A 15,100-nucleotide genomic window follows, 5' to 3' on the forward strand; every position below is an offset into this window, starting at 1 on the left:
TGTTTGCACCATTGCTGCTTTCAGCACTTTACTCAAGCGGTTTTAGCCTATTGGTACAGCTTCTCAGTCATGGCGGATTCTCCCTTCCCCCGGCGGGCCGGGCCTACGAATCAATGGAATCAATGATCTTTTTAAATTCTTCCACCGTGAGATTGCCAGATATCGTTTCAAAGCTCAATCCGTCGGACCAGGTTGTGGTAATGGTGTCATTGTTGGACAGTATGTAAACCGTTTTCGTGCCGCTAGTATACTGTTCGACAGGGGTTTTATCCTTTTCAAATATAAATGATTCCACATCTTCTGACGAATGATAGCGATGTATCCTTATGCTGAAAAAACGTTCTCCGGCATCTTGAAACATCGTGTTCACAATGTCGCTCCGACTCGTGCGGATAATCTCCGGCTCAGACGCCTCAAACCCCTCCGGGTACCAGGTTGGAACAAACTCCCCTGAAATTCCGCACTCATCAAGAGCGGCCTGTAACAAGCCGGCGTACTCGTCACTGGGAGCCTCCTTTTCCCCGTCGAGATAAATGGAATCAATGATTCTTTTCATCTCCTCTTCCGTGACGGTTCCTCCGATGATGCACTCAATCCCGTCCTGTATCCAAGCCGCCTTACGCCAGTTATGATCGGTCAGGAGATAGTGCCGGACACCTCCGCTCTCATAGAGAACGGGGGAATTGCCGTCCTTTTCAATGACTGTCCCAGGAATACCCTCTCCGTATTTTGCATAGCTGATGCCTAAAAAATCCTTTTGGTCCGTCTCCACCCAGGCATAAACAGACTTCTGACCCGGCATGACGGTGCCGGTCACTTCCAGCTCCCCGAACTGCTCCGGGAACCATTTTGGGGCGGCAATATCCAGCTGAAATTCCTCCAGCGCCTCCTCAATAGAGCGGTAGTGCAGCTTCTCTTCCCCTGAAGCCAATGCAGGGTCCCCTCCGTTTCCGGTGTAGATCAACTCGATCATCCGTTTCCTGTCTATATCGGAATAGATGGAGCCAATGATTCGTTCCATTTCCTCCACTGTGATTGGAGCGCAAATAATACACAGTATATTGTCTACAGTCCATGCCGCCCTGCAGTCGCCATGATCAGTTACAATATAGTGCCGCATACCGTTGGTTTCATAGACAATAGTCTCATTTTTATCCTTTTCAACGACAACAGCGGGGCCGTCTTCCCCAAATTCGGAGTATTCGACTGTCAGAAATTGTTCCCCTTCCCCAGAACTGGCAAAAATCAGCATCCCAGAAGGCATCACAGAGCCTGTAACCTCAAGCTCCCCAAACCGCTCCGGAAACCAATGGGGGACCAAGGGAAGGTTTATCCGAAACGCTTCCAGCGCCTCGTCGAGAGTCGAAAACTCCGCAGTCTCTCCTTCCGCAAAGGGGTAGTTCCGGTCCTTCTCCTGATAGCCCGCCTTGTCCGCCGAGCCGGTGAAAGTAAACCGCTCATCCGTCCATCGGCCAAAAAAGCCGAAGATGTCCATGCCAAAAGCCTGAACCGTCACCATGGAGGCCAGCACCGCAATCACCGCCGCTACGGCCCAAAAAGCCCGGCGGGACATACGGTTTTGACGCCTTCCCCGGCTCTGAGGCTCCAGGAACGCCGCGTATTTTTCGTGAAAGCCCGCCAGGGACCTTTCCGGGTCGAAGCCGCCGGGCAGAGGGTCCACCCGCTCCAGCTCTTCCAGGAATCCATCCAGGGTCCCGCTTTCCAGCTCTTCGGCGTCCGCCGTTTCAAGCCAGTCGAAAAAGTCGTCCTCCAATTGGCGGACCTCCTCACGGTTTCGATCATCGTGAAGCATCCGGATCACCTCCTATCTCTTTAATTGTCTCAGCGGGGGCTTTTATTTCCTCTGCCGGGGGAAAATTTTTATCCTCCAGGAGCTTGCNGCACCGATTCTTCGCCCGGAAGACCCAAACCCTGCACCGTTCCACGGGAATGCCCAGCCGTTTGGACAATTCCTCATAGCCCACTTGCTCCTCGTAATAGGCAATCAGGATTTCCCGGTCCCTTTCCTCCAGCTCCGGCGGAAGCGCGTCCCGCAGGGAGGTAAAATACGCGTCTTCCTTTCCCTCGTCCGGCACTTCCCCATAAGACAGGGTCTTCCTTCTCCGGCGCCGCCGCAGGGCGTCCCCGATCAGGTTCCGCAGCGTGACGAACAGATAACCGCCGGGAGAGCGGTGGTCTTCCTGTAGCGTCGGGGCCTTGGTCAAAAAGAGCAGAAACGCCTCTTGGGTGAGGTCCTCCGCTTCCTCTATAGAAAAGCCCGCACGCATGGCTATCGCCACCATTTTCGGCGAATATTGCAGATATAAGCTGTCAACCCAGTCTTTTACAGATTCCACGCGCAGCGCCTCCTCTCCGTGTTGATCATAGCTTAAATAGAAAAAAATGTAAAGATATTGTTGAAGCCTGTAATATTTTCCCTTCCCCAAACAACTATAACCCTATAGAGGCAGTCCGCCTGGGAAGCGGATTCGCCTCAATGTGACAAAAAGGCTTATTTATAGTATAATTGTCTCAGGCCGGTCAAACGTTTCACACGCAGGGGAAAAATTTTGGAGGCTTCGGATATGTTGAAAAGAAAATGGGCCCGCGCGTCCATCGTTCTGATGGGCTCGGGCCTGGCAATGCTGTTGATCGCTTTGCTTTTGGGGGAAATTGTGCTTCTCGTGTCGGAAACCTCCATCGGCTGGATGGCCGCCTGCGGCGCCACGCTGATGCTTCTCGGCGGGTTCTGCCACCTGTTCACCTCGAACTGCCCCCACTGCGGCGGGCTTGGCCCCCGGCCCAGGTGGTCCTATTGGGACGATGAATACTGCTCTCATTGCGGGAAGGTATATCCCTATGACGACCGCCCAGGCGGTCTGCCAAAAGAAATCCCGGAGGCCAAGACACCTTTGTTGCTGGGCGGGGAACCAGCCCGGCGGGCCATGTTTCTGCTGGCGGCGGGACTGCTCTGCCTGGCGGTCGCAGCGATGATTCCCACAGGATTTCCGCACCCGCGAATCTGGAGGCCGGACGAGGAGCTTCGATATGCTAAGCTCCTCCTGACCCTGGCGGGAGCCGGGCTTCTGCTGGCGGCGTGGCGGCTGTGCAGTCTAAAGCTCCGCTGCCCTGCGTGCCGCAAAGGCAGCGTCCCACCATGGCTGAAGCCAGNCGCTGTCCGCTACTGCCGGAGCTGCGGCGCGGCATTGTCCTTCGCGGCGGACCGCCGGATGCCTCGCAGACAGCACCAGCCGAGGGGAGAAGCGATGAAGGCATACCTCCAGCAGCACCGGATGGTCATCCGACGGGGCATCCTGATCCTGGCGGCAGTCTGGTGCCTCTGGTACGCAAGGCCAGTGGATATTTACGACTTGATGGGCTGTGAAGAACCAGTGTATCTGTCCGTTACCGTCTGGCGGCAGGCTGACCTTAACCATCCGGGCAATCTGGATCTCACCGCCGGGGAACCCGAAATGGATATCGTCCTGGAGCGCTTTGCGGAACTCCGTTTCCACCGCAATCCCCTGGAGGTCATCCTCCGCTTTCTTCCCCAAGGCGCCCGGAGCAGAAAGGTCGAGGTAGAAAAGGACTATCAAATTCCCCTTTTCGCTTATGACCAGAGGGAAAACCCGGTTCTATATTTGAACTTTATCATTAACGACTGGCACCGGGGCCTTCAGCGAGAACTGCCTCTCTACCTCGTTCATGGGCAGGAGAAGGGCCGGGAACTGGGGGCGTTCCTGCTGGAGCTGTCCCGAAATAGCAGCACTGCTTGAAAGGGGCTCCTCTATACGCTGTTTTGCCTGCGTGGGCACATCGGCGTCAGGGAACGGGGCGGTCCATTTGAGTAAATTGACGGCGTCCGCTTCTCCAAGACGGAACGCCGGGCTTTCGCCTGGGGGCCGCGGAGAACCCCGGAAGAACTAGCGCCTCCTGCCAAAACCCGCTGACGGTAAAACGCGCGTCTCCCCCAGGGTCAATCATGCCGCCCCAGGGGAGGTGCGCGTTTTCATCGGTTCCGCAAGACTCTCTTCAGTCCAAACCCCGTCAAAAGGCCAAATCCATATCCACGTCTCCCTGAATGCCGTCCACCCGGCCGGTGTGGGAGTACTGCCACAGGTCAAAATGGTAATAGAAATCCGGCACGGTGCCGTACTCCGCCAGCCAGAGCTCATAGTCCGTCAGCTCCCGCAGATCGTAGTGCAGATAGCCCTGGGTCTGGTTAAAATAGACCGCCGGACGGTAGCCCGCGTTTTCAATCCGCTTGCAGAAGGCGGCGGCGCAGCGGGTCATCGTCTCTCCGTCCAGGCCGTCGGTCCGGGCCTCGTCCCCGGTGATGGGCTCCCAATCGAAGGCCACGGGGAAGGTAAGCGCCTGTCCGTCCAGAACCTCCAGGATATAATCCGCCTCTTCCTCCGCCTCCTCCGGTGTGATTGCCTGCGAGAAGAAGTAAACGCCTACCTCCAGACCGGCGTCCAGCGCCCCCTGGAGGTTTTTCTCAAACGTCTGATCCAGGAACAGGCCGCCTTCGCTATAGCCCCTGTGGCCCAGCCGGAGGATGGCGAAGTCGACGCCGTCCGCCGCCACCGCCCGCCAGTCCACGTCCTTCTGGTGCGTGGACACGTCGACGCCCGCCTTGGCCCGCCGCCCGCCGAAGGCATAGGCAACCCGGCCCTTTTCATCCACGGAAAAGCCCTCCTTAGAATAGGGATTCAGGGGCATTCCCTCCAGGGGCGTCAGCACCATGTCGCCAAACCGGAAGGTAACGGGCTCCTCCTCCGCCTCGGGCGGGATCTCCGGCTCCCCGACTCCGCGCAGAACCAGAAGCAGCGCCGTCCCGGCGACAATCAGCGCAAGAATGGAGATCGCCAGGGGCAGGACCGCCAATCCCGCCCGGCCAGGCCTCCTCCCGGCACGGGAGGTCGGCGTCTTCCGCTTGTTTCCGGCCGCCTCTCCCAGCGGACGGGCGGACGTTTCCCGTTCCCTCAAATTCACTCCGGACAGCTCCTCGTTCATAGCGGCTCCTCCATGATTCGACAGTTTTCCCTATTGTATCACAAATCGGCCCGTTGTACACAGCGGAATTCCGATTTTTGCAATCCGTGGCAGCCATTATTATTAGGTTACACAAGGCCACACGGCCATGTGTGGCCTAATTTTTTTATCGTTTGGGGGTGAGGACGTGGCCGATTATGCTTTTAGGACCCTGGAGGACCGCCAGAAAATCGAAAAACTGTGGGAGGACGGGCGGACGCCGAAAGAAATTTCCGAAACCACGGGCGTGTCTGTTCATGTGGTCTACAAGGAACTGACCAGGGGACAGGACGGGACCCGCCTGCCGGATCGGCGCCTGCGGTACAGCGCGGACGTGGCCCAGCGCCGGGTGCAGGCGTCGCTGGAGCGGCGGGGCAAGCGGGCCGGACAGCCCACCGACAGCGGCCAGGCGGCGGAGGCCGCCGGCAGATAGGAGGACACCATGGCAAAAAGAAAGGAAATTAAGTTCAAGAATAATCGGGGCAGTTATGAGGGCCGCCAGGACGGGGTGATCTATCGAATCCACGCGGATCGCACACTCCTGGGGACGTGCGCCCCAGCCTATGCCGTCAGCACCTACGACACCAAGGGAAAGGGCAGAGGTATTAACACATCTGGACATTTCCGTTTGCACCTGGACGACGCAAAAGAGTTTTGCCAGAAAATCGCAAACGGTGAAATCAGCCTGGAAGAATTGCGCCAGAGGTTTGAGGCAGAGGACGCCGCAAAAGAGCAGGTAGCCATACGGGCGGCAACGGCGGCGGCAAAAGAGTTTCGCACAAAGCTGGAAAGCGCGGGAATTTCATACAACAAGCTGCTGGAACTGGAGGCCGAGCGGGAAAGCCTGCCCGGTATCGCCCACAATATCCTGCTGGGGTATGAGCGCGGGGAGGGGTGGCCAAGTGGGACCTGACAGCAACAGCGGCACCGTGGTGGCCTACATTGACGGCAAACCCGTGGAAATCGGCCACCCCATGCCGGAAATCACGCCGGACTATTCGGCGGGCGGCGTGACTGCGGAGGAGGCGGCAGCGGCGGCGGAGAGGCTGGCGGAGATATGGGGCGATATGTCCGTGACCGTGGAAGTGGCGGCGGAGGGCCTGCGGGCGTTCTTCTACTCCCTGGAGTTAGCCATGGCCGTACACCTGGCGCGGATATTCAAGCCGGAACTGGCCAACCGCTACCGCCGCACAAAGAAAAAGCGGATCCGCAAGAAATACGAAAAGCGGATCATGGCCTGGTTTGGGGAGGTGTGGGGTAAATGTTCAGACTGAAAGCCAACAAAACCAGCCTTTACAAGCTGGTGGGCGAATTTGAGGACCTGCCGCCCATGCGCCGGGTGACAATCACCAAGGCATACCGGGCGCCGGACTGGTGGCTGAAATGGACAGACGCGGACGGCCTGCTGTGCGTGGCGTTTTTCTCCACCTGTATGGGAAAGGCCCTGCTGTCCATCGACAAAAAGGAGTTTTGCGGGCCGCAGGTTTCCCGCGTGGTCCATGACCTGGACGCCAAGGACCTGCTGGAGCGGGGCATGGTGGAGAAGTTCACCACGGAGGCGGAGAGGAGGGCGGCCTGTGGCGCGGTGGAAATTTTGCGGCCAGGAAATCGACTGGNTCACCAGCATGGAGGGCAAGCAGGTCCCCGTGGACCCGGATCCCGTTTTCGTGATCGAGGACGGCGGCCCGGAGGCGTTCCTGGACGATATGGGCGCAACCATCACCGGGCGGCAGGCCAAGCCGGAGGAGGAGAGCCGGGACCTCCCCCTGGCCTTTGTACTCCACCGGCGGNCCTGTCCGTGGGCGGACAAGCCCACACAGCGGCGGGTGGAAAGGGGTGGCAGCTATGGCGGACTTTCTCCAGCTACCTGATCGGCNGTACAGCGTGATCTATGCGGTTCCGCCGTGGGCATATCGCCAGTGTGGAGCCACGGAAAAGAGCCGGGGCAACGCGGCGAAACACTATCAGACAATGGACACCGCCGCGATCNGTGCCNTGCCGGTTCCCTCCATCTGCGCGGAGGGCGCGGCCTGTTTCATGTGGGCCACGTTCCCCAATATTGCGGAGGCCATCAAGGTCATGGAGGCGTGGGGGTTTCGGTATGTCACCGCCGCATTTGTCTGGGTCAAGAAAAACCGGAAAAACGGCGGGAATTTTTGGGGCATGGGAGCCTACACCCGCGCAAACGCGGAGGTGTGCCTGCTGGGTGTGTCCCCCGGATTTAAGGCCGGGGAGCGGATCCGCAGTCACAAGGTCCACCAGGTCANAGAGGCCCCTTTTGAGGGGCACAGCAAAAAACCGGACGAAACCAGGCGGCGGATCGTGGAACTGCTGGGCGACGTGCCCCGTATTGAGTTATTCGCCCGNCAGAGGGCGGACGGCTGGGACGCCTGGGGCAACGAGGCCCCGGAGGAATAGGAGGTAAACGTGGAACAGATAGCAAGAGATCCGAGGGCGGATTTTCTGGCGGTGTATAACCGCAGTATCGGGCGAAACGGCAGGACGGCCCTGCTGTATTGGCTGGAGAATGAAACGGACTTTTTCACGGCACCTGCCTCCAGCCTGCGGGAAATCACCGTCCGGGACATGACGGACCGGAACGCGCCAGGTGTGCGCCAGCTTTCGGAGGCGGAGGAGGAAACCGTGGCGATCCTGGGCCTGCTGCATGACGTGTGCAAGGCGGGGGTGTATCACCAGGAAACAAAACGACGCAAGAACCAGGAAACGGGAAAATGGGAGGACTATCTGGGTTATACATTCCGGGACCCGTTCCCGCTGGGCCATGGGGAGAAAAGCCTGTTTCTGATCACCCGCCACCTGGCACTGACCGAGGAGGAGGCCCTGGCCATCCGGTGGCNGATGGGGGCCTANGACGACNCGGNGNAAGGCGGATCCCGCTCCATGACGGAGGCCATGAACCTGACCCCGTGGGTGTGGCGTCTGCAGGAGGCGGATATGTGCGCCGCCTGGATCGACGAAAGGAGCGCGGCGGAGTGAAAAAACTGCTGTGTAAGCCCTGCACCGTGGNCCTGGAGGCCAGGGGCAAGACCGTNAAACCCGCCGCCATGCGGTGCGAGAAAATCACCTGTGCGGAGTGTGGCCGCCGCCGGTTTGGGATCCCGTATGACGTGACCGGGTGGCCAACCCGCAGGAAAAAGGAGGGGACGGACAAATGAGCCAGAGGGCTGAAAAGTACGCCCGCAACATGGAGCGGCGGGTGGGGGAATTAGAGGAAACGGTTGAAAAAGTAAAAAAATCGCTGATGAACCATGCGCCAAGGCTGAATAACGTGGAAAGCGTGGTGGAGGGTCACACGGAAAAACTGTGGGACATTGAGGACACCGTGAAAATCCAGCGGGCGAAACACGACTGTGAGGTGGAAGTGAGACGCCAGGAGGAGGTCAACACCGGCAGGGAGATCCGGCGGAACCGCAGGGAGATCGAGCGGGACCTGGAGCGCCAGCGGCGCGGCATGGTGCTGGCACTGCTGCTGGCCATTGTGGCCCTGATCGTGGCCGTAAAGGCAACAGGCACCGAGCGGGCGGAGGAAACAGCCAGACCTGCCGCGACAGTGACCGCCAGCGTGGGGGCGGACCTGCTGACCACCGAGCCGGTGGAGGTGATCGGCCCGTGGGAGTTCGCGGCCCTGTACCGGGCAACGGAGGACCTGGCGGAGAAACAGCGGATCGGGGAGGCGCTGGAGGCCCAGGGCTATTTTTCGGCGGCGGTGCCCCTGTCCTGGGAATACCAAGACTATATGCGGACCNATTGCCACCTGTATGGGTGCCCCTATCCCCTGGCCCTGGCCGTGGCAGACTGGGAAACCCGTGGACAGTTCAACATGGACGCCATAGGACCGGCTGGAGAGGTGGGGATCTTCCAACTGAACCCCGGACCCAATGGGACATATCACGCGGAACTGGAGGCCGCCACCGGCCTGGACCCCACCACCCCGGAGGGCAACATAGCCGGAGGGTGCTACAAGCTGGGGAAATACCTGGTGGAATATGGGGACGCGGCCATGGTGGCCATGGCCTACAACAGAGGGCAAGCTGGAGCGCGGGCAGCCTGGGAGGCCGGGATCACCTCCAACGACTACACGGACGCCGTTCTGGAGGCCCTGGAACGGTGGGAGTGTACGGTGAACGCATGGGCCGGGGAATAGACCCGGCGGAACGCGCCCGCATACTGACAGCCGCAGGAAAGCGGTCACGGGAAAGCCGCTGGAGCGCCCCAGGGAGGGCCAGGGTGATCCACCCCGCCCACGGCACTGTGGTGGTCCCCCATTCCTCCAACCTGGCCGCCATAATGAACGCGGCGGAGGTGTGGCGGTGTGACTGGACGGAGATCACGGACGCCCAGGTGTGGGCGGCGGAGCCGGGGGACGTGCCGGTGAAAATGCCATACATCATATAAAGGGGATGAAAAAATGTTGATCAATGAGGCCGGGGTGGTCCGGGCCATCAAGCGGGCCTATAAGGGCGGCGGGTACACCGTCAACAGCCAGGGCGGGGTCATGTCCATCTATACGCAGTCCTGGTATATTCAGGCCCGCCGGGAGGTCATGCCGCGCAAGGTACTGGCCACCATCGTGGAACACGCCGGAATGATACCGGGGGACAAGGAACCCACCAACATTATGAAAGACCTGAACCCGCAGCTGGTCATACCGGAAACCGCCGCCGAAGAAATGAACGCCTGGCGGATCGGTGAGCGCGGCGACGACGTGGACCTGGTGCCGGTGATCATGCAGGGGTTTCAGATTTTCCAGGCGGAGAGTTTGGCCTGCTGGGGGATCCCGCTGTCCTACCTGGGCATGGTGGAGCGGGACGCGGCGGAGCATGACAGCGCCATAGTAGTGGACAACTGCCGCCTGCTGTGGGACGACGGCACCGAGGCCATAGCGGTGGAGGCCGTGCGGAAAGCCAAATCCGGGTGGGCCAAAGCCTGGGAGCGGGCCGTGTGGGAGGCCCTGGAGGGCGTGGACCTCCACAAAGAGGAGGAGTAAACCATGGCAAAGACGTATTTTGACCAGATCACCGCCTCCCCTGCCGTTCTGGCGGAGTTCCNGGCCTCCATTCCCGCATTAGAAACCCCGTGGGATGAAGCTTTCCAGCGGACCTATTGCGCCGCCTGTTCGGCGGAGAACTGCGATGCGGAAAACTGCCCCCACCAGGCGGAGCGGAACAGCCCCGCANGGTTTCTGGCCCAGGAGGTGGAGGATAATGGAAAAGATCCTTTGTGGTGACGCGCTGGAACAGCTGCGNACCCTGGAGCCGGAGAGCGTCCACACCTGCGTGACCTCCCCGCCCTATTACAACCTGCGGGACTATGGGGCCGCCGGGCAGATCGGCATGGAGGAAACGCCGGAGGAGTACATAGCCAAGCTGGTGGACGTGTTCCGGGAGGTCCGGCGGGTTTTGCGCCAAGACGGGACGCTGTGGGTGAACATCGGGGACAGCTACGCCACCAGGTCCGGGCCGCAGCCCCCGGCAAACACCAGGAACGCCCACGGCCACACCAGAAAAGAGCCGCCGGACGGCTACAAGTGCAAGGATCTGATGGGGATCCCGTGGCTTTTGGCCTTTGNNCTGCGGGCTGATGGGTGGTATTTGCGGCAGGATATTATATGGCATAAGACCAACGCCATGCCGGAGAGTGTCCGGGACCGTTGCACAAAAGCCCATGAATATATTTTCCTGCTGTCAAAATCGGCCCATTACTATTTTGACGCGGCGGCCATACGGGAGCCGTGCGGGAAAAAGGGGAACGCCAGGACATTCCGGGGCGGCGGCGCTTATACCGGCGGGAGGTCATTCCAGAACAGCGCCCGCGTGGAGCGGGAGAGCCACGGGAACAACGCAAACGGCACCGGGAGCCGGAACAGGCGGAGCGTCTGGAGCATAGCAACGGGCCAGTTTAAGGCGGCCCATTACGCCACATTCCCGGAGCGTTTGGTGGAACCGTGCATATTGGCCGGTTGCCTGGAGGGCGGCGTGGTCCTGGACCCGTTTGCCGGGAGCGGGACCACCGGGGTGGTGGCCAAGCGTCTGCGGCGNAATTTCGTGGGTGTGGAGATCAACCCGGACTATTGGCAAATGTCCACGGACCGGATCGCCGCCACGGCGGCAGAATTTCAACAGCTGGAGATCACAGAAAGGGCAAGGGAATGAGCGATAAATTGAGAACCGCCCTAAAGGGCGGCGGGCGGATCCTTATTTCGGTTGACAGGTGGGCAAACGGTGACTTTCACCTGTGCGTTACCGAGGACTGGGCTAGACTGACCAGCATAGAGCNGGCCACCGTTTCGGCGGAGGCNGTGAACGCGGCGGAGGACCCGGACGGGCTGATCGGCGCGGAGATTGCCAAACTGGTGGCGGCGGCCCATATCAGCTATGANGCAAAAGAGAAACCACCCNCGCCCGGTGCTGACAACACGGCGCAGGTGGTGAAGTGAACGGCGGAAACCGTCCGACGCCTATATTATAGCAACACGCCGGGCGGTTTGCAAGCCGGAAAAAGGAGAGCAGCCTGTGAAAATTTACATAGCCGGGAAGATCACCGGCGACAACGAATATAGAGCAAAATTCCAGGAGNCCACCAGTACCATGGAGGCGCTGGGCCATGTGGTCCTGAACCCGGCTATTTTACCGGCGGGCCTGGAGGAATGGGACTATATGCAGATCACGCTTGCCATGCTGAACGCGGCGGACCTGGCCGTGTTCCTGCCTGACTACCAGGAAAGTGCGGGCGCCATGATTGAATGGGCGTGGTGTAAGCGGACCAAGAAAGAATGTGCCCTATACCTGGACATAAAAGGGGGCGGCCAAGGGTGAAATTGCAGATCGGTGGGTCCCCATGTACCAAGTGGAGCATAGCGCAGACCAAGAACCGGGAAACCGAGCCGGAGGGTATAGGCTGGGAACTGTTTGAAAACTATCTGATCGCCTTGGAGAAATTCAAACCGGATTTTTTTCTGTATGAGAATAACAAAAGCATGGCCCCAGCCATTCGGGCACAGATCACGCGGGAGTTAGGCGTGGAGCCTATCCTGATCAATTCCGGCCTGGTGAGCGCACAGAACCGCCAGCGCCTCTATTGGACCAACATTCCAGGCGTGGAACAGCCGGAGGACCTGGGGATCCTACTGCGGGACATTTTGGAAAGCGGCCTGCCGCTGAAAGAAAAGGGGTACACACTAAAGGCCAACTATGCCAACGCTGGAGCGGTAAATGGGGTGCGTGGAAAGCATTTCCCGGCACCTATGGCGGCGGAGCCGGTGAGGATCGGAACCATAGAGAGCGACGCCAAAAACGCCGATTTTGACAGTCAGCAATACCGGGTATATTCGCCGGACGGCAAAAGCGTGACACTGTGCGGCCAGGGCGGTGGAGTGGGAGCAAAGACCGGACTTTATGCCACGCAGGTGCGGGTGGGTGNTATGCCAAACGCCAGCGGAGAGGTCAGCGGCAGACAAAGCGGGCGCATTTACAGCGTGGACGGCAAGGGCGTCCCGCTCCAGGCCAGGCCAAACGGCGGCGGAGCGGACGGGGCGGCCACCGGACTGTATGCCGTCCCGGCAGGAATGGCCTGGAGAGGCAAGGGTGATAGTTCCGCCTATGAAGTGCGGGACGACCAGAAAGCCAATTCTGTGACCGCCGCAGGGNACCAGAGCCGCCTTGTGGTGGAGGACGCCGCAATATTTCAGCACCCACACGGTTTTAACAGGGGCGGCGTAAAGTATGAAAAAGCGCCAACATTGACAGCAAACGGGGACTGGCAGCACAACAATCTTTTAATCCAAGGGGCAGACGGTAAAACATATCCGGTCTATGAAGTCCGGGGCGGGCAGATCACTATAAAGGGCAAGAAATACCCCATAAAACTGGCGGACGGGTTTTATATTATCCGAAAGCTGACCGTGACCGAGTGCAAGCGCCTCCAGACGGTGCCGGAGGAATACATATTCCCCGTGTCTGACACCCAGGCTTATAAAATGCTGGGCAACGGCTGGACGGTGGACGTGATCGCCCACATTCTCCACTATGCGCCGGGGATCACAACCGAGCCGCTGGAAGTGCTGTCCATGTATGACGGTATGAGCTGCGGGCGCCTGGCGCTGGACAAGCTGGGGGTGCATATCGCCCACTACTATGCCACCGAGATCGACAAGTACGCCGTACAGACCACACAGCACAATTTCCCGGACACCATCCAACTGGGGGACGCTTTTCAAGTGCGGGATGATGGGTGGAGCCTNCCGGGGCTGACTGTGGAGGAANGAGTGGCCACACCNGCGGCGGAGGCCGTGGAGGAAACGGAACAGGCTAAACCGGACAAAACGGAAAAGCGAAAAGCCGCGCCGCTGGAGATCGTCCCCATGACGCTGCGGGAGGCCAACGCCTATGTGGAACAGCACCACCGCCACCATGGCCCGGTGCTGGGTCAAAAGTATTCCATAGGACTGTCTGACGGGGAGAAAATCGTGGGCGTGGCCATCGTGGGCCGCCCGGTTTCCCGCCATTTAGATGATGGGTGGACGCTGGAGGTAAACCGCCTTTGTACCGACGGGACAAAAAACGCCTGTTCCATGCTTTACGCGGCGGCATGGAGAGCGGCCAGGGCTATGGGATATAAACGCCTTGTAACCTACATACTGGAGAGCGTAAACGGGGCAAGCCTGCGGGCAGCCGGGTGGAAATGTGTGGGACAAGCTGGCGGCCTGCGCTGGACTGGAGAGCGCCGCCCGGAGGTGGACCTGTACCCCGCACAAATGAAGATCCGTTTTGAGCAGGTGGTGAAAGTATGAGCAGATATACAATCGCCAGCGTTTCGTGCGGGAAGGACAGCATAGTGATCCCCTATGAGTGCATACGGCGAAACCTGCGGCTGGATGAAGTGATCATGTATGACACCGGCATGGAGTTCCAGGCCATATATAACGAATGGGCGGCATTGGTCAAATTACTGGACAAAAACGGGATCAAACACACCGTATTGCACCCGGAATATAGTTTCTGCTGGCAAATGTTTGAACGCCCCGTGAACGTGGGGAAAGAAAACGAACACCTGGGATATAGCTGGTGCGGCGGGACGTGCCGCTGGGGTACGGCTGACAAGCGGACAATTTTGGGGAAATATGCGGAGGATCGGGACGCCATAGTGTTGGTGGGGATCGCCGCAGACGAACCAGAACGGCAGGAAAAGGAGTTCAAGCCATACAAGCGTTTTCCGCTGATTGAGTGGAAAATGACAGAGGCGGATTGCCTGGCCTATTCATATCAGCAGGGGCATGAATGGCGGGAGCATGGAGCCAACACGCCAAGCGGAACGGTCCGCTTGTATGAAATATTGGATCGTGTTTCCTGCTGGTGCTGTACCAACAAAAACATGGGAGAATTGCGGAACATATACCGTTATCTGCCGGAATACTGGGATCGCCTGAAAGAATTACAGCGGAAAACTTGCCGCCCCATGAAGGGGGACGGGAAAAGCGTCTTTGACCTGGAAACCCGTTTCAAGCTGGAGGACGCCAGGGTGGCGGCGGGATTGAGCATAAGAAACAAGGACTTTTTCAGGGAACTGTCCACTGTGTTGGGGGTGGCGCAGCTGTGAAAATTGGTCTGATCGACGTGGACGGCCACAACTACCCAAACCTGGCGCTTATGAAAATATCCGCATGGCATAAGGCCAGAGGTGACACGGTGGAATGGTGGTGGTCCGATTTATTCCACAATGACGTGGTGTATATGTCCAAGGTNTTCAGCGATACATACACGCCGGACCACCCGGAACCGCTGAACGCTGGCCAGGTGATCAAGGGCGGCACGGGGTACGCCATCACCCTGGAGGGTGACCGGGAAGTTNACCGCCCGGAGCGGGACAAGCCCCTGCCACTGGAAATAGAGCATATATACCCGGACTATTCCCTGTACCCGGAATTGACAGAAAAAACGGCCTACGGCTTTTTAACACGGGGCTGTCCCCGTGGGTGCCATTTCTGTCATGTGGGCGGGAAAGAGGGCCGCGCCTCCATAAAAGTGGCCGATCTTTCAGAGTTCTGGAG

The 15,100-nt window shown here is 59.2% G+C and carries 14 protein-coding genes and 2 pseudogenes; 13 read left to right on the plus strand and 3 right to left on the minus strand.

All coding sequences use genetic code 11. The annotated features are described in order from the left end of the window. Positions 1 to 103: 103 nt before the first annotated feature. From JX325_RS05955 to JX325_RS05965, 3 genes are all read right to left on the minus strand, one after another. Positions 104 to 1,813, minus strand: a complete 1,710-nt coding sequence (locus JX325_RS05955; RefSeq protein WP_204790242.1) for a DUF4367 domain-containing protein — start codon at positions 1,811 to 1,813, stop codon at positions 104 to 106. Continuing rightward, on the minus strand, positions 1,800 to 2,357 hold the full coding sequence (locus tag JX325_RS05960) for an RNA polymerase sigma factor (protein ID WP_204790243.1): 558 nt from the start codon (positions 2,355 to 2,357) through the stop codon (positions 1,800 to 1,802). Before JX325_RS05960 ends, JX325_RS05955 begins: the two co-directional genes overlap by 14 nt. A gap of 1,690 nt (positions 2,358 to 4,047) precedes the next feature. Then, complete coding sequence (locus tag JX325_RS05965; RefSeq protein WP_204790244.1) at positions 4,048 to 5,016, minus strand: glycoside hydrolase family 25 protein; 969 nt, start codon at positions 5,014 to 5,016, stop codon at positions 4,048 to 4,050. A gap of 166 nt (positions 5,017 to 5,182) precedes the next feature. Here JX325_RS05965 and JX325_RS05970 point away from each other — a divergent pair, with 166 nt between their 5' ends. From JX325_RS05970 to JX325_RS17980, 13 genes and pseudogenes are all read left to right on the plus strand, one after another. Then, entirely contained in the window at positions 5,183 to 5,467 is a 285-nt protein-coding gene (locus JX325_RS05970; protein ID WP_204790245.1) for a helix-turn-helix domain-containing protein, read from the plus strand. A 9-nt stretch (positions 5,468 to 5,476) separates the two neighbouring features. Beyond that, the gene (locus JX325_RS05975) at positions 5,477 to 5,947 is read left to right on the plus strand and encodes a hypothetical protein (RefSeq protein ID WP_204790246.1); all 471 of its coding nucleotides are present in this window, start codon (positions 5,477 to 5,479) and stop codon (positions 5,945 to 5,947) included. After that, the gene (locus tag JX325_RS05980) at positions 5,937 to 6,308 is read left to right on the plus strand and encodes a hypothetical protein (RefSeq protein ID WP_204790247.1); all 372 of its coding nucleotides are present in this window, start codon (positions 5,937 to 5,939) and stop codon (positions 6,306 to 6,308) included. The genes JX325_RS05975 and JX325_RS05980 overlap by 11 nt, the downstream gene beginning before the upstream one ends. Before the next feature lie 571 nt (positions 6,309 to 6,879). Continuing rightward, positions 6,880 to 7,452, plus strand: a complete 573-nt coding sequence (locus JX325_RS05985; RefSeq protein ID WP_204790248.1) for an MT-A70 family methyltransferase — start codon at positions 6,880 to 6,882, stop codon at positions 7,450 to 7,452. 754 nt (positions 7,453 to 8,206) lie between these two features. Further along, a complete protein-coding gene (locus tag JX325_RS05990) occupies positions 8,207 to 9,199 on the plus strand; it encodes a lytic transglycosylase domain-containing protein (protein WP_204790249.1) in 993 nt (330 codons plus the stop codon). An 83-nt stretch (positions 9,200 to 9,282) separates the two neighbouring features. Continuing rightward, positions 9,283 to 9,450 (plus strand): hypothetical protein, encoded by a 168-nt coding sequence (locus JX325_RS05995; protein WP_204790250.1) that lies wholly within the window; start codon positions 9,283 to 9,285, stop codon positions 9,448 to 9,450. A 13-nt stretch (positions 9,451 to 9,463) separates the two neighbouring features. Next, on the plus strand, positions 9,464 to 10,042 hold the full coding sequence (locus JX325_RS06000) for a hypothetical protein (protein WP_204790251.1): 579 nt from the start codon (positions 9,464 to 9,466) through the stop codon (positions 10,040 to 10,042). 217 nt (positions 10,043 to 10,259) lie between these two features. Beyond that, positions 10,260 to 11,207, plus strand: a complete 948-nt coding sequence (locus tag JX325_RS06005; RefSeq protein ID WP_243413950.1) for a site-specific DNA-methyltransferase — start codon at positions 10,260 to 10,262, stop codon at positions 11,205 to 11,207. Positions 11,208 to 11,567: 360 nt separating this feature from the next. Further along, positions 11,568 to 11,870: a DUF4406 domain-containing protein gene (locus tag JX325_RS06010; RefSeq protein ID WP_204790253.1), complete on the plus strand. Its 303-nt coding sequence runs from the start codon at positions 11,568 to 11,570 to the stop codon at positions 11,868 to 11,870. Beyond that, positions 11,828 to 13,063 (plus strand): annotated as a pseudogene (locus tag JX325_RS17975) (DNA cytosine methyltransferase); the annotation flags it as partial. The gene JX325_RS06010 and the pseudogene JX325_RS17975, both read left to right, overlap by 43 nt. Before the next feature lie 351 nt (positions 13,064 to 13,414). Beyond that, positions 13,415 to 13,843: an XF1762 family protein gene (locus JX325_RS06025; RefSeq protein ID WP_204790255.1), complete on the plus strand. Its 429-nt coding sequence runs from the start codon at positions 13,415 to 13,417 to the stop codon at positions 13,841 to 13,843. Beyond that, positions 13,840 to 14,649: a phosphoadenosine phosphosulfate reductase gene (locus tag JX325_RS06030; RefSeq protein ID WP_204790254.1), complete on the plus strand. Its 810-nt coding sequence runs from the start codon at positions 13,840 to 13,842 to the stop codon at positions 14,647 to 14,649. The genes JX325_RS06025 and JX325_RS06030 overlap by 4 nt, the downstream gene beginning before the upstream one ends. Next, positions 14,646 to 15,100 (plus strand): annotated as a pseudogene (locus tag JX325_RS17980) (radical SAM protein); the annotation flags it as partial. The gene JX325_RS06030 and the pseudogene JX325_RS17980, both read left to right, overlap by 4 nt.

This window comes from Oscillibacter sp. CU971, from assembly GCF_905219725.1.
GTDB lineage: Bacteria > Bacillota > Clostridia > Oscillospirales > Oscillospiraceae > Oscillibacter.